Here is a 22,555-nt window from a genome sequence, read left to right on the forward strand (position 1 = left end):
GACATTTTCACAATAGTCATTCCGGACTTGATCCGGAATCCCAGGTCTCCTTATAAAGATTTTTAAGACTCCGGATCAAGTCCGGAGTGACGCTTTGGGGTATATTAGATAAAACAAACAAAAACACCAACTCGAGTTGGCTTTAAATATGAGGATTCTATTATTTGACTAATTTTAAAAATTTATTCTCGTTTAATATATCAATCTTCAGCTCTTGAGCCTTTTTCAACTTAGATCCTGGATCCTCGCCTGCTACCACATAATCTGTCCGTGAACTTACTGAGGATGAAACTTTTCCGCCGGCGGCCTTAATTAGAGTTTTTGCTTCTTCGCGAGACAATCCTTCCAGGCCGCCGGTCAAAACAAATGTCTTACCGGACAGACCGGGCACAGCCCGTGGAGTCTCGCGTCGGGTGATAACTACACCCAACTCTTGTAAACGTTCAAGCTGTTGAAAATTTTCCGCTTGATGGAAATAATCATACACAGCTTGAGCAACTTTTTGTCCAATGCCCTCAATCTCTGCTAAATTTTCTAGCTTGGCTTTTTTTATTTTTTCGATAAAATCAACAATTGTTCGAGCACTAAATTCATTCGCTAAAAGACTGGCAGTTTCTTCACCAATATGTCGAACACCTAAAGCAAAAATTAATTTTTCTAAACTAATACTCTTACTATTTTCAATCGCCTGAATTAAGTTGTCAGCAGACTTCTCCGCGAACCGCTCCAGCGTTTGTAAATCTCCAGATTTTAATTCAAAAATATCTGACAATGAAGTAATCATGCCCTCACTCATTAGCTGCTCAACAATTTTCGTACCAAAACCATCAATATCAAAACCTTTTCTGGAAACAAAATGAGTCAGCCTTTCTTTGTCCTGAGCAAAACACTTAGAATTTGTACAACGAATAGCGGCCTCACCCTCTTTCCGTTCCACTTCAGAGTGACAAATTGGACAATTAGTTGGTGCTTTAACTTTTTTCTCTTTACCAGAACGAAGTTTTAGTAGTGGCTTGATTATTTCTGGAATAATATCACCTGCCTTGCGCAAAATAACCGTATCACCAATCCGCACATCTTTCCTATTAAGTTCATCAATATTATGCAAAGTAGCCCGGCTGACTGTAGAGCCTGCAACCAGCACCGGTTTTAAATGCGCCACCGGTGTTAGAGCTCCAGTTCTACCAACCTGCCAAACTATATCTTCAACCACAGATGTGGCCTCCTCTGCTGGGAACTTGTAAGCTGTTGCCCAACGTACATACTTGGAGGCTCTGCCCAATCGTATTTGCCAATCTAAACGGTTAACCTTTATGGCAATGCCATCAATCTCATATTTTAATTTCTCTCGTTTATCATGCCATGATTCACAAAATTTAATAGCCGCTTCAATGCCCTGAAAAGTTTTATATTCTAGATTAATTTTAAAGCCAAGTTTCTGCATTAACTCAAGCATTTGTGACTGTGTTTTAATTATTGTGTTTTCTGTGCTTTCTGTGTTTTTGTGCTTTAGAGAATAAACCGCCCAACAAAAAATATCCAAATCGCGATCAGCCGCAACTTTTGGATCCAACTGACGAACCGTTCCAGCTGCTGCATTTCTAGGATTGGCAAAATTCTTACTTGTCTCGCTTGTCTTGCTGTTTAACCTTTCAAAACTTTTAGTAGGCATAAAAACTTCAGCACCGACCTCAATATCAACCGGCTCTCGAAGCTTAAGAGGTAAACTTTTAATCGTTTTCACTGTATGCGTTACATCTTCGCCGAAAATTCCATCACCACGAGTTACCGCTCGTTTGAATACACCTTTTTCATAATGAAACGACATATTCAGACCATCGATTTTTAATTCACAAATATATTCAATCTGTTCATCAGCTTTTAATTTTAAGAAACGTTTGACTCGAGCATCAAATTCACGAACTTCATCATACACAAAAACATCATCCAAAGAAAACTTTTTGATTTCATGTTGAACTTTTTTGAATTTACCTAAAGCTCGTCCACCAATCCTTTGAGTTGGTGAATCTGAAGTAACTAAATCCGGGAATTGAATTTCGATTTTTTCAATTTCATCTTTTAAACTATCACGTGCCGCGTCCGACATAACCGGTTCATCCAAAGTATAATAAGCATGATCAGTTTCTCGTAACTGGTCTTTTAATTTTTCTAGTCTAATTTTGAATTGTGCCTTTTTCATACATCAATATATTAACTAATTTTACCCAAAAGGTCAAGGAAATACTTGACAAAACGCAAAATGTATGCTATAATGAAACCTGTTCGTTGAAAATTGTTACTATAGTTAAATTAATTATAGTAACAGGAGTGCCCGACAAAAGCCTTAGGGTGTCAGGCCAAGAATGTTCATTAAAAGACTGAAATTAAAGAAACCCCAACAAATGGAGATCGTCATGACCTGGACTTAAATTCATTTAGCCCCATCGGACCACAGTAGGTTGTTAATTCTTAGGAATAACAACTGAAGGTCACAGAGATGGGGCCTTTTTTTACAAAATAATAAATATCCCACCCGCCACAATCAGACCAATCGCCATGGTCTTTTTTAGTAACACTTTTCTACTATGTCTTTCCAAAATAATTTTAGGATAAAAAAAGCTCAGGAAAGTAGCTGCAAAAAACACCAACATTGGTTTAGTCGCCATTAAAGCTGAAACCAATGAAACCGAACCCAAACTAATGGCTTTGGTGAAAAAGATTAGGGCCAATCCAGATAAAATCGCAACAAAGCACAAATGAATAATTCCCACTTTTGCCTTTTCCCGAATATGAGGATGATGGACCACTAACAAAACTAAAGGAACAACTATTCCACCAATTCCAAACCAGAATAACATTGGCCAAAAATCAATACCTGAACTTACATACTTAATTAAAATATTTCTCAATGCAAAAAACATCATTGCAACAAAAGCAAAAACATAGAATTTAAATAATTTACTTTTGGCCTCCGATTTTCGATGAGTGATTAAAACCGCCCCAGTGATTATAAGTAAAATCCCAATATAGTTCATAATACTTAAGCGTTCCTGAAAAACAAAAAACGCAATAGCCGAAATCAACAACGGTTCAGTCGATAACATCGGGGCCAGTCGAGAAACTTCAACCTTTTTCATGGCCATATAGTAAAAACCCAGGCCCGTAGAATAAATAATTCCTGCCAACATTGCCATAATTACCATCCAAACCGGAATAATTACGCCACCATTCAGAACTGCTACTAAAATGAACAGTAAATAAATTGTAAATCCAAAAACCGTAGTAACTAAAATAGGGTCTCGTAGTTCATGCCCAATTATATATTTATCCATGATGTTCACCACAGTCCATAAGAGCATGGCAATTAGAGTAAAAATGATCCAAAGCATATTATAATTGATTACTGATATTTACTGATGTACTGATAGGATAGCTCAAATCATCAGTAAATCAGTATTATTCAGTACTCATTTTTTAATCACACTCTCACTAAACAAAACATAATCAAACAAACCAAGCGTTGGCGAATATCGAGGCATATCAACCATTAATCGATGACTAGCTTGGCCTTGTTTGCCCAAAGCTTCAATACTTAAAGTATTAGGAAAAGCTTTGGATTGGCCTGATGCATTGTCCAATGAATATAATTTTATCGTTAAATTATCAGCGGTACTATAAAGCGCCTTGACTCGCACTCTATAATTACCAGAACTGCTAATATAATTATTCAAAGCTGAATTTGAAGGTTGTCCGCCACTATAAAGAAATTTTTGAACTGCTAAATCTTCCAACTCCCAATCAAGTGGCAGGACTGGCCATTTAAACACAAAATTATTCGGCCATTTAATTATGGAAACCTCCAACCAAGTGGTTGATCCTTGCCAATCAAAATAAACCGATTCAATCTGACTGGTCTGAGTATTTTTTTCTGGAGTAAACAGGTCAAACTGCACTGTTTGATTAGTTGGTAGATCTAATTTTAATTCTTTAACTGCCTCACTATCAACATCCAAATCACAATCAATATCATCCACGTTACAATCCCCAGCCATTGGTAATCTATCCAGTTTTCTAATTGAGTATAGTGCTTTTTCGATTCCACTCTCAGCATTATAAAAAGCTGATTGAGCCGTGGTAATCAAGCCGGTCTGAACAATAGAACTACGTACCAGATTGGAAAGCACGATCGTGGAACTTAAAATTGCCGCAATGGTTAAAAGCGAATAGATCAATACATTTCCTTGTTGTGATTTAAATTTTTTTTCCATTTTTAACCTTAATAATTTTTCACTTTATGAACTTTACAAACTTTCAACTTTACAACTTATCTCGCATAATAACGTGAACTAATCGTGGTCTGTAAAGCTAATGGTTTTTGGTCCTCCTCATGTACCGCAACTGGCAAAGCTTTTAAATAAATTGTTATTTGCGGTTGTTTATCACTTTTGTACTGCTTAGTTATATTATCAAACTCAAGCGGGTCTTCATTCGGAGCAATTCTAAAACTTAAACTTTGAATATCAAAATTATCCGCTGAAATTATTGATCTCTGATCATCAATTGACTGAATTAAGCAAGTTTCTATTCCTAATGCACAACCAACAGTTTCAGTTCCAAATGCAACTTTTTGGTTTTGTGAATTTATCAAATGGAGTTCATCCTGCAATTCATTTATAGGCAAGTGATATGCTGAATAGTCAATCTGGCTCAAACGAATCTGCTGAGCAATTTGCTCCATATTGTACTGTAAATCAACCATAGATTTTTGCATAACCATACTTTTTCTTTGAGAAATAGTTACTGATAAAAAAATATCACTAACCACAAGCATCATGGTCATAAAAACGGCCATTACCACCAACATTTCAATTAAGGAAAAACCTTTTTTCATAATTATTTAACTTCCCTCGCGATATAACAACTTTCCGTCAAGTCATACCCCCCGCCTACCTTACCATTAAACGCAAACGGCTCTGACAAAGTTACATTTTTGTTTGGTTCTCTAGAATACTTAGTTATGTGAGCAATTGTCATACTGTAATTTGAAATCGTACCTGATACACCTGGAACAATTACCTTTTTAGCACCTCTTTTAACAGCGACTTCTTGCATTTGATCCAAGAATTTCTCAATTAAATAATTGATGTCTAAGTCTGCTTCTCCAGGCACATCAAAACCCCGAACCAACAAAACCTTATCGCCATTTCTATCTTCTAGTTCAAACATCAAAACTGATCCTATAAATTCAGCATCTCCCAGTTCATCTTTTACCACAAACTTATAAGGAACAACATTAGGATATGTTTTCAATAAAGGATACTCAGCCGTATAACAAACATCCGCAATATATCCAGCCATTTCGCCAACAAATCCACGATCAGGAATTAATTTAACATCCAGTGGCGCGCCAGTTTCTACTTTAGAGAAATTAGCTACCTCAGCTCTAAGCGGATCAACCTGAGACTTGAACAATTTAGAAACATCCACCAGTTTAGAATTATCCTTAGCTCCAGTAATTTGTTTCCAAGCTTCTTCAGTCCAATAACCTTCTTCGTTTTTCTTTTGCGTATTTATTACATGATCTTTAATAAAGTTATCCACAATATTAATAATATTCAAAACTCCTTGTGCTGTCACTTCCCCTTCTAGTCCACTGATTAAATTTTCTAAAGTTTCAGGTGAAAAATTAACTGTGAATAATTTTTTCAGAATAATCTGTCGCAAAACCGGGTATATTTCTGATTTACTAGCAAAGCGTCGATCAACCGATAGTAATGGTATCAATAGAGCATCCAAGTCCTGAGCAGCTTGAACATCTGCTAATATTTTTTCATAATTTGAATATTGCATCTTGATATATTTATTATCCGGTTTCTTGACCAGGATTTCCTGGAGTTCCTTGAGCTTCTCACGAATTCGTACTTCGGCTTTACTTTTCAATCCAGTTATATCTTTTGGATTTTCTGAGGCCTCAAATATTTCTGCTCGCAAAAGCTCAAAATCTGCCTGTACTTTTTCAACATTAACTTCAAGTCTAATTCTAGGAACAGACACCTCAATAACTTCATAACCAGCAGGCAGTTCTGTAATTTCACCAGCACTAAAATCGCTATTCCAATCTTCAATAATTTTTTCCATCCTTGGTCGACCACTATCGAATCGGTGAGTACTTTTACCAGTCATTAGACGTAAAATCTCCGTTTCAAATGTATTATATTCTTCAAGTTCTCCGATTGTATCTTCAGAATAGAGTAGTTGTTTTATTTTATCTAACCGTTTCTCCAACTCCTCAACATTGGTTATCCCTTGAGCAACTTGTTCTTCAGGCAAATCAATACCTTTTTGCTCATGCAGAACAATATTCCGATAATATTCAAATATTATTTTAGTTTTTGACAATCCAAATCGTTTCACATACTCAATTGAGATGTCAAAACTTTCTTGATCTAGTTCAACAGTTGGCTCATAACCACCAAATATATTACTCATAAACTGACTTGTTCTATCATAATCATTGTGAGTGAATGCGTTTCTCTTTTCGTTTGATTTCTTAGGTAAAACATCCAAGAACTCCTCTACTTTTTGTTCACCAAAAACTAATTTCCAAACTTCTTTTCCGCCGAAACGAATAAACGAAGTAGAATCTTTTTGAGCGACCTGTTTCAAACTCTTTTCTATTTTTTTCAATACTTCTGAGTAATCACTTGAATTATATATAGCAGATTCAATCTCAGAAACCGTCCACTCATCTTCCCTACTTCCATTTTTTGATAAATTATCAGCAAAATTATAATATTCAATAATTTTCCTAACGAAATCAAGCTGACCTTTTTTTTGAAAGTCATATTTTTCTAATAATCCTTGTATCAGCTTAGCTGGCCAACTTATAATTATACCGAGTAACTCACTTCTGCCTGCCTCATCTTTTAGCACAGCTGGGTCTTGATAAACATTATTTAAACTTTCTTCAAGTCCTGGTTCTTCCTCGAAATAATTTTTGTGCGCCATTACCATTTTTGGGAATTCCAGGAAATCTCCATTTTCTGGATTTGCCATTAATTTCATTAAAACCCCATTTGGTTTATTGCCTGCATCATTAATAATATCAAAAAACAGGTCTTCCCTTCTTAATCCCAGCTCATTACAAATTTTATTAAAAAATATTACATGGTCAGCATCATCAGGATCAAAGTCCTCAAACAAGCGCTCAATATGTGCCCTGATTAACTCCGTCTTATCAAGACCAAGCTTTTTTGCAATCCCCACTAACTTGACTAGAACCTCTTCTTTTCCACCACTCAAATGATAAAAAGCTGACAATTCATCTTTCGTCCAATTATGTTTTTCCTTCAATTCCTCGCATATTTCTTCATTATACACAATCGCCTTGGGAAATCGAATCATATTCCGAGGAGAAGCTATCTGATTTAAATAGGAATCCTCATCTACTAATATTTTGATAACTTTTTGTTTTTCTTCAGGCAATGTAACTAAATATTTCTGCAATACATCCTCAGGTAGTTCACGGCCCAATAAAGCTATCTGATAAACTGCTGTTGAAATTGTATCTCCACGTTTTTCTCTAAATGCATATTGCAAAAACATATCCAGCGCCTCAGGTCGGCCCAATGCTCTCATAGTAGGCATAGCCATTGACGGATCACCTCTTTCGTCCATTAAATTTTCATTATTCAAAGAATTAAGGACTAAACCAGTAAATTCGGCAACTTCATCTTCAGCCACTAAGCCAGATTCAACTAAACTCGGGGCTAGGGTGTTCCAATGATGACCTCTCTTTCCTCGAACTTCAAATGCCGTTATGTTACCTGGAATCAAATCTCTACGAATTTTCATTTGTTCTACCTTTCGACCAACATCTTCTTTTAATCTATCCCCTTTCAAGGTATCCAGTATTTTGGTACTCAATTGCTCAGCCTTTTTACCAGCACTATAAGTAGCCATCAAGTCAAGCCAGTCACTAACAGTAACCTTGGCTCCTCTCGCATAACTCAATGAATTCAGAATTTCTCCTAAATCATAAAGTCCGTGTGTTTGATATAAATTGGCGAGTTCTCTTTGTAATTCCTGAAATCTTTTATTTTCTTCAGGTGTTTGCGCATGTACACTCTTTGAAAATGCAAGGTCCATAAACTCACGAACCCACTCCATAATTTCCGCCTTCTTCTGGTCGGTAAATTTTCCCAAAGTTGGTAAAACAGCGTGCTCTTGCAAACTTTGAGAATACTCTAACCAAGCCCCTTCAAGTGCATTTTCTATATTTAATTTATGGTCCCTTACGGTTTGGTCAAAATAGGTTACACTAATACTTCTGACAAGTTTTTTTTCATTTTTACCAAGACTGAGCATGGTGACATTAACTTCCGACAGTTCGCCTCTAGCTTCTTCGATTTGATTTTTCAGTTCCTCAATTTCTAAATTTAACTTTTCAGCTTTCTGACCTGAACTGGCTAATTCTTTTTTATTTCTGAATTTACCTAGGAACTGAGTCGACAAATCTGCAATTCTCCTCCTAGTTTGCGTTTCTTGCTTTTCCAAATCAATTAATCGTTTTCTGTCTTCTGTTAATTCAAGTTTTCTCTTTTCATGCCACTGAACAATCATGAAAGCTTCATCCTGAAACTGCTGTAACATGGTATAAACCTCTCCAAGGTCAACCCGTTTTTCCTTTTCTATTTGAGTCATCAATTCATACAGGTCATCTGAATAAGAATTTAACTTGGAAACGACTTCTTCTTGGTCCATGTCTATCGCTTCCATACTGGTATCAACCTCCTGTCTCAGATTCATTATTTTCTGAAACATCTGATGATCCAAGCTTTCTCTCAATTCTAAGCCTTCTTTTACTTTTTTCAAATGATCAACAAGACCACCAGAACCAGTCTCGGCAGTTTGCTCAGGCCTCTCGCTTTTAGCCTCTGGAGAATCTTCTCCAATTTTTTTAGCACTGTTTTGTGTCATATTATCTCCAATTATATAAGTAATCGACTAAAGAAATATTCCGCCAAGCTGGACCCTGCTTCCAACGAACCATAGAAAAAACCTGAATACCTATTTGCTTATTGGGACAGGCTTGACCAGACACACAGATACCATCTCCACCACAAGCAGTTGTTGATTCACAAATTGGACGATTCTCAACCATGCGATAATAATTAGTTGGCTCGTCAGATTCAACTGAACTATAAAAACCCTTATCATCAAAATACAGCCGACACATTTCATCTTCCTGACAATCATCGAAATCCATCCCTGTCGATTTCAGGGTCCATTCACCATCATAAGGACTAATATAAACAATAAATCGATAATCAAGCCCATCCTGTAAAAAAGTATTCCAGTAAACGCAATTTTCTTCATCATCTGGATCAAAACAACCCTTCAACCAATTAGAATCGCGGGTATTACGAACAACCTCAACTCCTTCGCGAGCTAAATTCAAGGCTGTATTTCTATTGATTGATTCAGAAATTGCGATAAAACTTTGTGTAGAGCGTGACAAGAAACCAACTAACGCAATCGCAATAATAGCCACTGCGATAATGGCTTCAATCAAAGTTTGACCTTGTTTATTTTGGCTTAACATAAAATTAATTTCCCGAAGTTACCAATCCCGACTCTAAATCAACAACTAAATATCGTATTTCCTCAGATTTTTTTGATTTTAAATGAAATGTATAACCACCACTCTGTTCACAGTCGCCACCAGCTAAACAAGTATTATGTCCTTGCTGGTCCCAACGAAAGCAAATTATCTTATTTAGGAAGTTTTGAAACTCTACACCTTCAGTCAAATTAATCACTTGATCAATTTCGTCGCCTGTATTGAAGTTGCAATCTGCATTATTATCAAAAAATAAAGTATATGCTTTACCACTAGGTTCTATTTTTAAACCGTACATTTCCGAGCTTTGATGGTTGTTCATCTTTCCAGACAATGCGTTGATCTTCTGTTCGTTTAATTTTTGCTCCAAAAGATTAACTTCGTTCGCTAGACTTTGCCTTTGACTTTGATTTGAAAAACTCAAAACACCCATAGTTGTGATTATGGCAACTATAGCAATAGAAACGATCAATTCGATCAAACTAAATCCTTTTTTCATACTACAAACCTAGGTTTGTTAAATACCAAGCTAATAGTTGTTGTCCCCAAAATAAAGCTACAAAGGTGGAACCCGTCAGAAACACACCAAAAGGCACCGGGCTTTTCATAGTTTTTATTTTGAAAGCTAAAAGTATTACACTAATCACAGCACCAGAAACATAAGCTAAAATTAGAGCCACAAAAATTATTGGCCAACCAAGCATAAATCCCATTACTGCGCCTAAACGAATATCACCACCGCCAACCCATTTACCCTTGGAAACCCAATACTGCAGAGCAAAAAAACCACCACCAATCAGACCAGCTACTATCAAATTAATTAGAATTGAAAAGTAATTTCCTGAATGACTTAAAATAAAAAAGTTTACCAAAAAGGCAAACACCATTAACGGTATAGAAACTGCATCAAAAATTAAATAATACCGTAGGTCAGTTGTAAAAATAATAATTAATCCCGCCACAAAAACTAAATCTCGAAAGAACATAGGATTTGCCATAGCTTGACCCACTTGATGATGATAAGCTAAAAAAACAAACAGCAAACCCGTCACCAATTCAACACTTGGATATTGCCAAGAAATCTTCTGTTTACAACCACGACACTTAGCCTTTAACCAAATAAAACTAAAAATTGGAACTAGATCATAGTTCTTTAATTTTTGGTGACAGTGAGGACAGTTCGACCGCTTTTTCCAGATTGATTTTTTTTCTGGCAAGCGATAAATCACCACATTTAAGAAGCTTCCAATACAAGCTCCAATTATGAAGATTAAAACGTAAGTTAACATAAATATATAAGTTCCAAGTTTCAAGATCCAAGTACCAAGTTATCACTTGAAACTTGTTACTTGTCGCTTGTTATTTAGACTTTTTCTACCATTTCAACTAACCGATTCGCATAACCCCATTCATTATCATACCAAGCTAGAACTTTGACTAAATTACCGTCAACCACTTTTGTAAATTTAAGATCAACAATTGCTGAAGCGGTTGTCCCGATAATGTCACTTGAAACTAATTCATCTTCGCTAACTTCAAGCACTCCCTTAAAATGAACCATTTTTGAATATTTTTTGAAGGCTTGATTGACCTGCTTTTCAGTAACATTTTTCTTTAACAAGGCCACCACGTCAACTAAGGACCCAGTAATCATTGGCACTCGGATGGACATACCATCGAATTTGCCTTTTAAATTGGGTAATACTTTACCAGTGGCAATTGCAGCACCAGTAGTAGTTGGAATAATATTACCAAGAACAGAACGTCCACGACGCCAATCTTTTTCATAAGCCAAATCAACCGTTCTTTGAGATGAAGTAACTGCGTGAATAGTTGAGAGCATGGCTTTTTCTACACCGAATGCACTTTCCAAAACTGCCATAATTGGTGAAACACAATTTGTAGTACAAGACGCATTTGCAAAAGCTTTTTCTTTTTTTACATTATTATCATTAATACCCCGCACCACCGTCATTACACCTTCATCTTTTATTGGAGCAGACAAAATTACATTTTTCGCTCCAGCGGTTAAATGCTTTTTGACCTCGTTGGTTTTGCGAAAGGCACCAGTACACTCCAGGGCGACATTAACCTTATGTTTTTTCCAGGGAAGTTTTGCTGGATCGGCAATTGAATAAACTGGAAACTTCCTACCATTAACAACTAAATGCTGACCACTAACACTGATTTTTTTGTCAAACTTTCCGTGAGCGGTGTCATATTTCAAAAGATAAGCTAAATTATTTATATCAGCCAAATCATTTATAGCTACAATCCTTAGATTCTTTTTTGTTAACGCAACTTTAAATGCAGCTCGGCCTACCCGGCCAAAGCCATTGATTGCTACTTTAGTCATAAAATAAAATATTAATTATTAATTACCAATTGATCAATCACCTAAAATCTAAATAAACCTAAATGAACAAATTCGAAAATAATTTCAAACCTTTGGAAATTTTTATTTTAAATTTATCTGGGACTTAGAGTTTTGATCCATTGATTAATTTCATTAGCTTTATTATAACAAATTTTACCCATTTTGGCGAAAAAAACAGAGGTGTGGATACCTCTGCTTTTATGTAATATTTTGTCTACTTAATCAAGTTGAAATTTTCTTATAAACACCTTAGCAATCTCACTCTCTAAATTCTCAGCAAATTCTATTTGCACAAACTGATCAGAAACTGGAATAACAATAGCGGTACTATCTACATAATATTTAAATCCAATCTTGCCAGCAATAGAGATCAAAGAGGACTCTTCATCAGCGAAATTATTACTGTCCGTAACTGTAACAATAACGTCCCCGACATCCTCGGAATCATCTGGACGAATCTGGCCGTCAGCAAAAAAATGCACCTGTTTAACATATGGTCTATCAAAATAAGTCCAGGAATTTGGAAAATAAGTAGTCACTCCATACTTAGCAAAACTTAGCCAATCATCTTCAATCTCTAAAATATCTTCATCAAGTTCTGCCTCTAAATCATCTGCATCTATATTCCCACTCATCCAAGAAAAAGCCTCACTCGACTCTGATGGTGTAAATGCACTAGTAAACTGCGCGGGAAGGATATCTTTCAGTGCCTCCTGGAATATCACTCTAGTAATTCTAGTTTCCATATACATGGCACCAAACAAGACACCAAAAGCAATGAATACACAGAATATTAAAACTGTGATCATGATCGCAAGACCTTTGAAATAATGAACTTCAGTTTTCAATAATCGAATTCTAATCTGATCATCTGTTAATTTTTGCTCTAACTGTTTTTTTGTTTTTTCTACTGGTTTCTTTTTTGTTGTTTTTGTTGTTTTTGTCGTTTTTTTTGTTTTTGCTGGCATAAAGTACAAATATAAAAATTAAAAATAGAAAGCTTAAAGCACTTACTTTCAACTTTCAACATTTAACTTTTAACTGCCATTATTATACCACATTATTTAATTCAAGAAAACAATACTCTGGATAAAATAATCCACTTCCGGTAATATTTCATCAGGAACAAAGGCCATTACATAAAAATCCTCCCGAGGATAAACGATAACCAAATGACTATCTTCCTGGTCGGAACCTTCATTATCTTGAAAATATCGATACAGAATATACTTTTGGTTCAGAATATTTTCCTTAACAAAACAATTTCTAACTTCACCCAAATCTAACAATTTCAGTTTTTTGAACAGTTGCCCATCACATTCCCCAGATTGATTTTGGGACAATACTTCTTGAACTGCCAGGTTAGCATAATCAACTTTCTCAGCCAAAGAAAAATCATAAGTCGCCACCGTCAACTCTAGAGACTCAGTCTCCTCTGCTTTACTAAATTTACCAAAATAGCGAAAGCCTTCATAATCTTCAACCTGTTTATCGTCCTTATTTTCCAAAGAAAAACTTCCCCAATTTGCAGGGCTTTTGAATTGAAATTTAAAATCACTGTTTTGATAAATTCGCCACTGCTTAGTAGCCTCTGTAAACTTCAAAGCTTTTTGGGCAGTTTGCTCATCGGAAACTGAGAATTGATCAATCTTATCATTGGTGGTATTTATCTGCTGAATTAAATTAAAAACACCTTGTTCCACATTTTTCAGATCAGTATAAATATAATTTACAAACATTAGAACAAAAACAAAAAGTACAACCAGCACTACAATTAGAACCCCAGACCAAGTAAATTTAATCTTCTTGCTTTTTTTTCGTTTAGGCATTTATAATCAGAATTAATTTAACTAAGGAGTAATTTTCTCCCATAAAGTTATAAAAAAATCTTTGAATCGTAATAAATCTCTACCTGTTACAACCACAACTAACAACATCAGAAAAGCAAAACCAGCTGCATGAACTATCTGTTCTGTTTTTTGTTTGATTGGTTTACCTCTCAATTTTTCAACTATTAAAAACAAAACTCTACCGCCATCTAATGCTGGCAAAGGCAAGAAATTAATAATCGCTAAATTCAATGATAATAACGCAGTAAATTGCAAAATGTAAACAAAGCCCATACGCGCAACCTGTCCGGTCATGACCGCAATACCTACCGGCCCTGCTACATCAATTCCCAAAGGCTGACCAACAATTGCATTTTTGATTACTGTATAAAAAGCTACAATAATTTGCACAAACATTATTATCGTGGCCTTGATTCCCAACCAGATCGATTGATACCAAGGATACGAAACTGTTCCGGTCTTGGCCAAACCAATACCTACCGCTTTTTCACTCAATTCTTCTATCTCTACTGCTGAAACTGTAAATTCCATTTCCTCATCAAGTCTTTTAATTGTAAAGTTTAACGGCTCCTCCTCATTCTGATCAATATAATCTTGCACAGCTTGAACTTCTGTAAATTTTTCTCCATTTATACTAAGAACAACATCACCCATCTTTAAACCGATTTCTTCAGCTGGAGAATCTTCCAAAATCGACATGATCTGTACTTTCGGATTTTGAATGTGAGCTTGTGCCAAATCACCGTCAATAACTTGCGGTGCGCCAATCATAAAAGCAATGATCAAGCAAACTGCAGCTAAAATCACATTCATAGTCACACCAGCACTTAAAATTGTAGCTCGCTTCCAAGCTTTTTTGCCACCGAAACTATCTGGATCGGCCTTACTTTCTCCATCTTCGCCTTTAATTTTCACAAAACCACCAAGTGGAATCCAGTTCATGGAATAAATTGTATCGTCAGATTTAATTTCTTCAGTGGCTTTATTTCCCCAGAAAAATTTGCGTTTACCATTAACTTTGCGCCAGCCAAAAATTCTAGGTGGGAATCCAAAACCAAACTCGTCACATTTAACTCCCAATTTACGGGCAGTCCAAAAGTGGCCCAATTCATGGAAAAAGACCATCACTCCTAAGATAATAATGAAAACAATTAACGTGAACATAAACGACATAATATCCAATACACAATACACAATTCATAATAAAACTTGTTTATTGTTTATTGTTTATGATTTAATTTTTATTAATTTATATTTATTGTTTATTTTATTGGGTATTTGGTATTTGTCACTGGTTATTCTAACTAATTTTATCAAACCCTATCTTAAACGCGCTCAATGATAAACCAGCTACCTTACGCTTCCCAGATACATCAACAGCACTATGATATTCAAATAATACACATAACTTTTTGGGGTCTTCAGATAAATCCGTAAAAAAACCTATTACACGAGTTTTGTAATCACTATTTGATGACCTGGACTTAAATTCATCACCAACTTTATATCCTTTATATTCGTGTAGTTCTAATAAAACCTCCTTAATTTGACCAACATTTTCAGTGTTTTCATATTTGGATTCAACTGGTCCGGCAATTTTAATTAAACTAGCCATTTCAAAAGTATGCCATGAATTAAAAACATCTAGAAAAACCTTAGCAAGTAGTTTAACAGGTTCCACCGTCTCGATTCGTCCAGGTTGAAAATCTCCTTCTGGGGTCATAACGACTACCCGATCACCCTCCTTCATTTCTGTAATCTCCACAAATTCATTTTCTGGCGATATCTTCATCTCCTTGGTTTCAATAAACTCAACTATTTCCTCTTTTTTTGTAATGTAATCGCGCATCACTTGAAGCGCCTCTTTACTTCCAGCTTCGGCCTTTTCTTTCAAGTCAGCAAATCCAAATCCACCTGAAATTACTTCTAACTCAGACATTATTTTATCAAAATGCGCTTGCTGAACTTCGTTGAAGTTAGCATGCAAGGATTTTTCGGTTAAAGATTGTTCGGGATTTAACATAATTTTCAGTAAACGGTAAACGTTAAACAATAAACCTTTAATTACTTATTGGATATTAGGTATTGGGCATTTGATATTGGTTACTCCTTGGCGTTAGTATTTATTTTCTTGAAATTTCTAGAAAAATCAGCTATATACCAATGACCGACCTTCCTTTTTCCAGCCTTATCTAAATCATAATCTATAAACTCACCTAAAATTTTTAACTTTCCGTGAACAAGCACAAATCCTATCAAACGATTTTTCCAGTTTTGGACCTTTGATTTAAACTCGTCACCAACTTTATACTGCTCAAACTCATGAAGCTCTAATAAAAGTTCTTTGTCATCAACCTCTTCCTCACCAACAACTGTGTATTTTTCACCAACTGGTCCGGCGATTTTAGCTAACCTTGTTATCATATATCCACGAGTAACATCTTCCTCATCCATTTTAACGTTTACGCCCAGAAAAGCATCCGGACTTGAGCAGATTGTCCCTATTTGAAATTGTCTTGCTCCATCTAAAATTAACACGCTGTCACCATTTTTAAGTTCTGTTATCTCCACAAATTCATTTTCTGGCGATATATTCATTTCCTTTGTTTCAATAAACTCCACAATTTCTTCTTTCTTCGCGATGTAATCTCGCATCACCTGAAGAGCTTCCTTACTTCCAGCCTCAGCTTTTGCTTTTAGCTCAGCAAAGCCTAACCCACCTGAGATCACTTCTAACTCAGACATTAGTTTATCAAAATGAGCTTGCTGACTTTCATCAAAGTTTGCATGCAAAGATTTTTCGATTAAAGATTGTTCTAGCTTAAACATAGTTAATTATCTAATTTTTTTACACTTTAACAAAAAAGGTTCAGGCTCATTATAGTACACAAAATACTTCCCAGTCGCTTCATCAACATTATCAATAGTTTCATATAACAATTTAACCACACCACGGTCCAAAACAAATGCAATCAATCGCACTTTATAGGGAGTATTTTTTACCGCAAACTCATCACCAACCTTGAAATCTTCATATTGATGAGTTTCTAACAAAAGAACATCCAACTGTTCTTCAGTTGATACAGGGTTGCCATATTTAAGACCAAATGGACCAGCTATTTTTGCTAATGTTAGCAATGGACACCTAGTAATTCTCATTCCATCAAAAGCTACTTTTGCCCTTTTACTATCACCAAAATCAAAAAAATCTTTTATTTCACCTATCTTTCCATGTCTCCATGAACCCTCCTGTAAAAACGTAACCGTATCATTAACTTTTATTTCAGTAATTTCTACAATCGGATTCGCCTCGAAATCTGGCATTTTCTTGGTTTCAATAAACTCAACTATCTGTTCTTTCTTGGCAATATAATCCCGCATCACCTGAAGAGCTTCCGTACTTCCAGCCTCAGCTTTTTCTTTTAGCTCAGCAAACCCTAATCCACCCGAGATTACTTCTAACTCAGACATTAATTTATCAAAATGCATCTGCTGAACTTCGGTGAAGTTAGCTTTGAGTGCGTTTTCTTGTAATTGTTGTTCTGGGTTAATCATATAATACGAATGAATTAAGATACGAATGCCGCGAATATTCGAATGCCACGAATAGAATCCAAAATATTTATTCGCATATTAGCATCATTCGCATGAGAGTATATTCGTATCAATCTTATGTAACTCAATTTTCTCACCAAAAAACTTATCTGCTGTTTCCTGAAAATTATCGCTTAGATCTGTCACTAAATATTTGGTTTGTGAATTTTTACTTAAATCATTATCAATTTCCGGATGCCTCTTTAAATAATCTTTTAAACTCTTGGCCACAATCTCACCAGGATTAGGAACCAAGCAATTCGGCCCCATTATTTGTTTAATTTGTTCTATTAATAATGGATAATGAGTACAAGCTAAAACTAAAACTTGAACCGCTTGCTCTCGCAATGGTTGAATATATTTTTCTAAAATAACTTTGGTTTCAGGTTCATTCATCCAGCCTTCCTCAATCAACGGCACCAGCAATGGACAAGCTTGTTGAACTATATTGAGTTCATGAACCTTTGACCCTGAACCTTTACCCCTTCCTTGCCCCTGAATCCTGACTCCTTGACCCTTTAATTCTACCACATAAATGTTCGAATTAACAGTTCCTCGCGTGCCAATTATTCCAACTTTACTACAACCAAGCCCTGCCACATACTCTGCCATCGGCCGCACCACTCCCAGTATATTAAATTCGTCATTCCGGACTTGATCCGGAATCTCACGAACAAGGCCGGGTAGCCACTCTTGCTGCAATCGTCTCAACGCTTTCGCACTGGCAGTATTACAAGCAACTATAATTAATTTGCAACCATTTTTAAATAAATAATCACACGCCTTTCTGGTCAAACCAAAGATAGCCTCATCAGATCTATTTCCGTAAGGAACATGAAGTGTATCACCCAAATACATATAATCGTATTTCGGCAAACTACGTTTAATTTCTTTTAATACGGTTAATCCACCTAAACCGCTATCAAAGACACCAATCATAGAAAAACAAGATATTAGACAAATATTGACTACTATTAACCTAATATTATAACCTTACTTGCCCAGAGTTCATCGAAGGGTATTTTACTATTTTAGCAGAAATTACAGTAACAGTAAATATACTTGACAAAAACAACTTTTTGAGTTAAACTTGCTTGTAATCACAATGAGGTGTCTAAATGATTGAAATACAAATCGAAGAAAGACCTAGTCCTGAACTAAAAATCGCCTTTGTACAAAAACTGGATAACGGCAACACCGTATTGAAAGTTCTTTTACTATCTGAACACTTGGACATTCTTTTTGAAAAAATACTTGAACTCAAACCTGGGTACAGTTTTCACGAATACACTCAGGAAGTAAAAAGAAGAATTGAAGGAAAGAGTGTAGATGACGCAATCAAAGAGATCCGATTTTTCAATCAATCAAGTCCAACCGTTGTACATCATTTGAGAAAAAGGGAGGAATAACCATGCTAACAGTTATGCTTAAGTCCCCACGACCTGAATGTCAAGTTTACATCCGTGAATTTCACAAGCCTGACAATCCAGCCTTGTTCGTTACCATTCGGGTAATGGACCCACAAGATCAAATCTTGCTTGAAAGCCGGGCTACGATTTTACCAGGATACACCTCTGCTGACTTGCGCTATGATATGGAAACTGCCATGAGAGATTTGCCTCCGCATGACGGCAAAGGTGCTACGATTATAATCAATGATCTTATTCTCAGCATGCCAGAAAAATTACGGGTAGCCTAAACTAAAACACCACAACAGCCCAACGATTTGGGCTGTTTTTCTTTTTTAAATATTATGTTAAAATTTTAGTAGACCCATTCATTTAACGGAGACTAAAAATGGCTAACTCAACAAATTCAGCAGAACAATTGAAGGATGTAGTTTTAGTAGGATCTGATCATGGCGGATTTGAGTTAAAACGGAAAATTCTGGATTTTCTTGAACTTAACTATATTCCTGTCGAGGATGTTGGCACTTATTTCAGCGAACCTTGCGACTATCCTGATATTGCCAGACTGGTAGCCGAGCCAATCTCTACTGGAACACACACTCGCGGAATTTTAGTGTGCGGAACTGGACTGGGTATTTCAATTGCTGCGAACAAATCCCCAGGAGTACAAGCTGCGGTCGGCTACAATGAAATTGCAACTCAAATGGCTCGCGAACACAATGATGCTCACATCATCTGTTTTGGAGAACGTACTATGGACCATGATGAAGTTTTAAGGTGCGTAAAAATCTTTTTGGAAACGCCCTTTTCAAATGGAGAGAGACACATTAAAAGACTTCAGAAGCTCGAATAGTCTTTATGTTTTCCAAACAAAAAAACCACCAACTACATTGTAGTGGTGGGTTTTATTTTTCACCGCAAAGGCTTATCAAAAACCTCTGATCTTGTTGATTTCCCTTTCAATCAACAGTTGCGTATCCGTAGCAACTGTTTCTTTTGGCAGCGACTTCAGCAAAGTAGAATCAGGACTGCGAGTGAAACCCATGAACTTAGTATTCTGTCAGCAATTAGCTAAAATTAAACAAAAAAATGAACCATTAGGTTCATTTTTTATATTATATTACACCTTAAATCTTTAATCTGTCCGTATTATCTCTAAAATCTCATCACGCTTTTCTTTCATCAACTCTTCCGTCTTTGCTTCTAAGTTTAATCGCAGAAGCGGCTCGGTATTACTTGGACGAACATTGAACCACCAGTCTTCAAATTCAAAAGTTCCACCATCAAACGCCTGAGTCAAATTATCACCAAATCTTTCTTTTAACTTGGCAATAATCTCATCCTTGTCTTCAACTTCTGAATTAGTCTCTTCAATCCGATAATATGTTTGAAATTCTTTAATTGTTTCTGAAAATGACTTACCTTCTTCACTTAACATCTGCAAAACAATTACGGTCGCGATAATTCCACTATCCGCTCGATAATTGTCCTTGAAATAATAATGACCTGAATGCTCACCAGCAAAAACCGCGCCAGTTTCTTTCATGTCCTGTTTAATATATGAGTGTCCAACCTTACTTGTAAAAGCTTTTCCACCCATTTTTTCCACAACTTCAGGAACGGCCTTACTCACAACCACATTACGAATTATTGTAGCGCCTGGATTTTTTTCTAATAATTTTTTCGCCACCATAGCCGTTATCCAAGAGCTGTCAATCATATCCCCTTTTTCATCAACAAAAAACACTCGATCTGCATCACCATCAAAGGCTAAACCAAGATCAGCGTTAGTTTCTTTCACTTTGGCGATTAAGTCCAAATTATTTTCAATTTCAATCGGACTGGGCTGATGGTTTGGAAAAGTACCGTCCAACTCAAAATATAGAGGAATAATTTCGCAGGGTAAATCATTAAAAATTGCCGGGACAATTTTTCCAGCCATTCCATTTCCAGCGTCAACTACAATTTTTAGAGGTTTTATTTTTTCTTTATCAATAAAAGTGTAAACATGCTCGGCGAATTCTTCTAAAATCCCATCTTTTCCTTCAACTTGCCCCAAAACTTCAGAATCAGTAAATTCGTTTTTCAAAACTAATTCTTTCATTTCAGTTAGTCCGCTTTCCTTTCCAACTGGCTGGGCTCCGGACAAACAAAACTTAATCCCAATATAATCCTTTGGATTGTGCGAGGCTGTGATCATGGCGCCTGCCATTTGATATTTTCCAGAAGCAAAATAAACTGTATCAGTGCTGACAAGACCAAGAGTTATTACCTTTGCTCCCTGTTTTGTTGCTCCACGAATAAAAGCCTGACTCATTTGTGGTGAAGAAATTCGCATATCCCAACCCAAAACTAATTCTTTGATTTGAAAATGAAGAACAAAAGCTTGTCCTACTCGTTCCATTATTTCTTCATTGAATTGGTCAGGATAAATGCCCCGAAAATCGTAGGCTTTAAAAATTAATTGATCAATCTGCATAAAAATTATTTTAATACACCCTTAAATATTAAATACAATGCCCCAAATCCAGCGGTGCTTATAATTAAATTAATTAAAAATCCAACAAAAGGCAAGGATATTGCCACTACAACAATAAATACTCCGAGTATCATTGGCCAAAATAATTTATTATTTTTCACGTCTTCTTTCAAAATCAAGGCACCAATTGCCAAAGCCACAAAAACTTTAACCACATAAAAAGCAATCAAATATAGTCCCATAGCAATTAACCCCAATGGCATTCCAACCATAGTCGCCATTAATAATAAACTAACCATCGGAGTAAAAATAAGCCACCAAAAGCCATGATTAAAACACTTTAATGGATCTTTGCTAACTGTTGCCGCTAAAAGCATGGTGATTTTTTTCATAACCCTAATCATCACCATTGCCAAAACCAATAATCCAAAGAAGTAAAATAGTCTCCCAAATATATACAGATAGTCAAAAGTTTTCCTCCAATCAACGCTGACTTGCTGGCTTAATTGCTTAGTTTGCCCAGTAATCTGCAAAGAATCAAAGTTAACCATTGTTTTTCTGGTTGGAGAATATTCCAAATTACCACCAACACTTAATCCTTCTGCAAACTCTACCGACCCCTTTGGATCAATATGCAAAAATAAATTACCACCAATATTTTGATCAAGCTTAGCAGAAACACCAAATAAATTTATATCGCCTTGATGTTCTGACTGTAAATCAAATTTATTTGCTCCAACCATAATATCCTGACCAACAGTCCCTGAAACGATAACTGACTCTCCTGCTCCAGTAAAGTTTTTTCGGACCTCTCCCGTAATCACTATTTTCCCAGCCAAGAATCGCAAATTGCCTTTTACTGTGCCATTAATTGTCAAATTTTCGGCTGCTCCAATCAAATCCCCTTCAATAACACCATCAACTACAACTGTTTCAGCTAAAATATAAGCATCTTTTTGTAATGTGCCAGAAATATCAACGGTCTCCCCAGTTTTGAAAAAATTATAGCTAATAACTTGTTCTTTTGGAATAAATACGTTTTCCATCTCTCCGTAACTAGCTAAAGTCACCGCAGGCAAACATAAAACAATTAGAATTAATATCAGCCAAAACTTTTTCATAAATTTGTACTTTTTAATTATTAATTTACCCACTTTTCAACTTTGACGTTTAGGTATAAGTATTATACAATATTAGCAGAAAAATACAAAAATTTAGGAAAGC

Annotated in this window: 21 protein-coding genes; 3 read left to right on the forward strand and 18 right to left on the reverse strand. The window is 35.8% G+C overall.

Going from position 1 to position 22,555, the window contains the following annotated elements; genetic code table 11:
* Window positions 1–160: 160 nt before the first annotated feature.
* The 16 genes from ligA to HN643_04245 all read right to left on the reverse strand — a co-directional run bounded on the left by ligA (window position 161) and on the right by HN643_04245 (window position 18,382).
* A complete protein-coding gene (ligA, locus tag HN643_04170; GenBank protein ID MBT7500837.1) occupies window positions 161–2,200 on the reverse strand; it encodes an NAD-dependent DNA ligase LigA in 2,040 nt (679 codons plus the stop codon).
* 310 nt (window positions 2,201–2,510) lie between these two features.
* Complete coding sequence (locus tag HN643_04175; protein MBT7500838.1) at window positions 2,511–3,389, reverse strand: EamA family transporter; 879 nt, start codon at window positions 3,387–3,389, stop codon at window positions 2,511–2,513.
* Between the two features lie 78 nt (window positions 3,390–3,467).
* Window positions 3,468–4,268 (reverse strand): hypothetical protein, encoded by an 801-nt coding sequence (locus HN643_04180; protein MBT7500839.1) that lies wholly within the window; start codon window positions 4,266–4,268, stop codon window positions 3,468–3,470.
* A 56-nt stretch (window positions 4,269–4,324) separates the two neighbouring features.
* Entirely contained in the window at window positions 4,325–4,891 is a 567-nt protein-coding gene (locus HN643_04185) for a prepilin-type N-terminal cleavage/methylation domain-containing protein (GenBank protein MBT7500840.1), read from the reverse strand.
* A gap of 2 nt (window positions 4,892–4,893) precedes the next feature.
* Window positions 4,894–8,979 (reverse strand): hypothetical protein, encoded by a 4,086-nt coding sequence (locus HN643_04190; GenBank protein MBT7500841.1) that lies wholly within the window; start codon window positions 8,977–8,979, stop codon window positions 4,894–4,896.
* Between the two features lies 1 nt (window position 8,980).
* Entirely contained in the window at window positions 8,981–9,604 is a 624-nt protein-coding gene (locus tag HN643_04195) for a hypothetical protein (protein ID MBT7500842.1), read from the reverse strand.
* A 4-nt stretch (window positions 9,605–9,608) separates the two neighbouring features.
* Window positions 9,609–10,121 carry a prepilin-type N-terminal cleavage/methylation domain-containing protein gene (locus HN643_04200; protein ID MBT7500843.1) on the reverse strand — a complete coding sequence of 171 codons (513 nt, stop codon included), beginning with the start codon at window positions 10,119–10,121 and terminating at the stop codon, window positions 9,609–9,611.
* Window position 10,122: 1 nt separating this feature from the next.
* On the reverse strand, window positions 10,123–10,911 hold the full coding sequence (locus HN643_04205; GenBank protein MBT7500844.1) for a prepilin peptidase: 789 nt from the start codon (window positions 10,909–10,911) through the stop codon (window positions 10,123–10,125).
* Between the two features lie 74 nt (window positions 10,912–10,985).
* On the reverse strand, window positions 10,986–11,978 hold the full coding sequence (gap, locus tag HN643_04210; GenBank protein ID MBT7500845.1) for a type I glyceraldehyde-3-phosphate dehydrogenase: 993 nt from the start codon (window positions 11,976–11,978) through the stop codon (window positions 10,986–10,988).
* A 239-nt stretch (window positions 11,979–12,217) separates the two neighbouring features.
* Window positions 12,218–12,967 carry a hypothetical protein gene (locus tag HN643_04215; GenBank protein MBT7500846.1) on the reverse strand — a complete coding sequence of 250 codons (750 nt, stop codon included), beginning with the start codon at window positions 12,965–12,967 and terminating at the stop codon, window positions 12,218–12,220.
* A gap of 96 nt (window positions 12,968–13,063) precedes the next feature.
* Complete coding sequence (locus HN643_04220; GenBank protein MBT7500847.1) at window positions 13,064–13,828, reverse strand: hypothetical protein; 765 nt, start codon at window positions 13,826–13,828, stop codon at window positions 13,064–13,066.
* A gap of 21 nt (window positions 13,829–13,849) precedes the next feature.
* Complete coding sequence (gene rseP / locus HN643_04225; protein ID MBT7500848.1) at window positions 13,850–14,974, reverse strand: RIP metalloprotease RseP; 1,125 nt, start codon at window positions 14,972–14,974, stop codon at window positions 13,850–13,852.
* A gap of 175 nt (window positions 14,975–15,149) precedes the next feature.
* Entirely contained in the window at window positions 15,150–15,872 is a 723-nt protein-coding gene (locus HN643_04230; protein ID MBT7500849.1) for a hypothetical protein, read from the reverse strand.
* Window positions 15,873–15,952: 80 nt separating this feature from the next.
* Window positions 15,953–16,678: a hypothetical protein gene (locus HN643_04235; protein MBT7500850.1), complete on the reverse strand. Its 726-nt coding sequence runs from the start codon at window positions 16,676–16,678 to the stop codon at window positions 15,953–15,955.
* Between the two features lie 6 nt (window positions 16,679–16,684).
* Window positions 16,685–17,404 (reverse strand): hypothetical protein, encoded by a 720-nt coding sequence (locus HN643_04240; GenBank protein MBT7500851.1) that lies wholly within the window; start codon window positions 17,402–17,404, stop codon window positions 16,685–16,687.
* 84 nt (window positions 17,405–17,488) lie between these two features.
* Window positions 17,489–18,382, reverse strand: coding sequence for a glutamate racemase (locus HN643_04245; GenBank protein ID MBT7500852.1), 894 nt, complete (start codon window positions 18,380–18,382; stop codon window positions 17,489–17,491).
* 179 nt (window positions 18,383–18,561) lie between these two features.
* Between HN643_04245 and HN643_04250 the strand changes: the two genes are divergently transcribed.
* The 3 genes from HN643_04250 (at window position 18,562) to rpiB (ending at window position 19,705) form a co-directional block, all read left to right on the forward strand.
* A complete protein-coding gene (locus tag HN643_04250) occupies window positions 18,562–18,852 on the forward strand; it encodes a hypothetical protein (GenBank protein ID MBT7500853.1) in 291 nt (96 codons plus the stop codon).
* A 2-nt stretch (window positions 18,853–18,854) separates the two neighbouring features.
* The gene (locus HN643_04255; GenBank protein MBT7500854.1) at window positions 18,855–19,142 is read left to right on the forward strand and encodes a hypothetical protein; all 288 of its coding nucleotides are present in this window, start codon (window positions 18,855–18,857) and stop codon (window positions 19,140–19,142) included.
* A gap of 98 nt (window positions 19,143–19,240) precedes the next feature.
* Window positions 19,241–19,705, forward strand: coding sequence for a ribose 5-phosphate isomerase B (gene rpiB / locus HN643_04260; GenBank protein ID MBT7500855.1), 465 nt, complete (start codon window positions 19,241–19,243; stop codon window positions 19,703–19,705).
* 282 nt (window positions 19,706–19,987) lie between these two features.
* On the opposite strand, the gene manB is transcribed toward rpiB, so the two are convergent.
* Window positions 19,988–21,331, reverse strand: coding sequence for a phosphomannomutase/phosphoglucomutase (manB, locus tag HN643_04265; protein ID MBT7500856.1), 1,344 nt, complete (start codon window positions 21,329–21,331; stop codon window positions 19,988–19,990).
* Window positions 21,332–21,336: 5 nt separating this feature from the next.
* The gene (locus HN643_04270) at window positions 21,337–22,452 is read right to left on the reverse strand and encodes a hypothetical protein (GenBank protein MBT7500857.1); all 1,116 of its coding nucleotides are present in this window, start codon (window positions 22,450–22,452) and stop codon (window positions 21,337–21,339) included.
* Between the last annotated feature and the right edge of the window lie 103 nt (window positions 22,453–22,555).

The organism is Candidatus Falkowbacteria bacterium, from assembly GCA_018674305.1.
Lineage (GTDB): Bacteria > Patescibacteriota > Patescibacteriia > UBA11705 > JABHMO01 > JABMRF01.

Excerpts from the sequence above, each read along its gene's own strand:
- ligA (MBT7500837.1), bottom strand. The coding sequence starts at position 2,200 with ATGAAAAAGGCACAATTCAAAATTAGACTAGAAAAATTAAAAGACCAG.
- HN643_04175 (MBT7500838.1), bottom strand. The coding sequence starts at position 3,389 with ATGCTTTGGATCATTTTTACTCTAATTGCCATGCTCTTATGGACTGTG.
- HN643_04180 (MBT7500839.1), bottom strand. The coding sequence starts at position 4,268 with ATGGAAAAAAAATTTAAATCACAACAAGGAAATGTATTGATCTATTCG.
- HN643_04185 (MBT7500840.1), bottom strand. The coding sequence starts at position 4,891 with ATGAAAAAAGGTTTTTCCTTAATTGAAATGTTGGTGGTAATGGCCGTT.
- HN643_04190 (MBT7500841.1), bottom strand. The coding sequence starts at position 8,979 with ATGACACAAAACAGTGCTAAAAAAATTGGAGAAGATTCTCCAGAGGCT.
- HN643_04195 (MBT7500842.1), bottom strand. The coding sequence starts at position 9,604 with ATGTTAAGCCAAAATAAACAAGGTCAAACTTTGATTGAAGCCATTATC.
- HN643_04200 (MBT7500843.1), bottom strand. The coding sequence starts at position 10,121 with ATGAAAAAAGGATTTAGTTTGATCGAATTGATCGTTTCTATTGCTATA.
- HN643_04205 (MBT7500844.1), bottom strand. The coding sequence starts at position 10,911 with ATGTTAACTTACGTTTTAATCTTCATAATTGGAGCTTGTATTGGAAGC.
- gap (MBT7500845.1), bottom strand. The coding sequence starts at position 11,978 with ATGACTAAAGTAGCAATCAATGGCTTTGGCCGGGTAGGCCGAGCTGCA.
- HN643_04215 (MBT7500846.1), bottom strand. The coding sequence starts at position 12,967 with ATGCCAGCAAAAACAAAAAAAACGACAAAAACAACAAAAACAACAAAA.
- HN643_04220 (MBT7500847.1), bottom strand. The coding sequence starts at position 13,828 with ATGCCTAAACGAAAAAAAAGCAAGAAGATTAAATTTACTTGGTCTGGG.
- rseP (MBT7500848.1), bottom strand. The coding sequence starts at position 14,974 with ATGGTCTTTTTCCATGAATTGGGCCACTTTTGGACTGCCCGTAAATTG.
- HN643_04230 (MBT7500849.1), bottom strand. The coding sequence starts at position 15,872 with ATGTTAAATCCCGAACAATCTTTAACCGAAAAATCCTTGCATGCTAAC.
- HN643_04235 (MBT7500850.1), bottom strand. The coding sequence starts at position 16,678 with ATGTTTAAGCTAGAACAATCTTTAATCGAAAAATCTTTGCATGCAAAC.
- HN643_04240 (MBT7500851.1), bottom strand. The coding sequence starts at position 17,404 with ATGATTAACCCAGAACAACAATTACAAGAAAACGCACTCAAAGCTAAC.
- HN643_04245 (MBT7500852.1), bottom strand. The coding sequence starts at position 18,382 with ATGATTGGTGTCTTTGATAGCGGTTTAGGTGGATTAACCGTATTAAAA.
- HN643_04250 (MBT7500853.1), top strand. The coding sequence starts at position 18,562 with ATGATTGAAATACAAATCGAAGAAAGACCTAGTCCTGAACTAAAAATC.
- HN643_04255 (MBT7500854.1), top strand. The coding sequence starts at position 18,855 with ATGCTAACAGTTATGCTTAAGTCCCCACGACCTGAATGTCAAGTTTAC.
- rpiB (MBT7500855.1), top strand. The coding sequence starts at position 19,241 with ATGGCTAACTCAACAAATTCAGCAGAACAATTGAAGGATGTAGTTTTA.
- manB (MBT7500856.1), bottom strand. The coding sequence starts at position 21,331 with ATGCAGATTGATCAATTAATTTTTAAAGCCTACGATTTTCGGGGCATT.
- HN643_04270 (MBT7500857.1), bottom strand. The coding sequence starts at position 22,452 with ATGAAAAAGTTTTGGCTGATATTAATTCTAATTGTTTTATGTTTGCCT.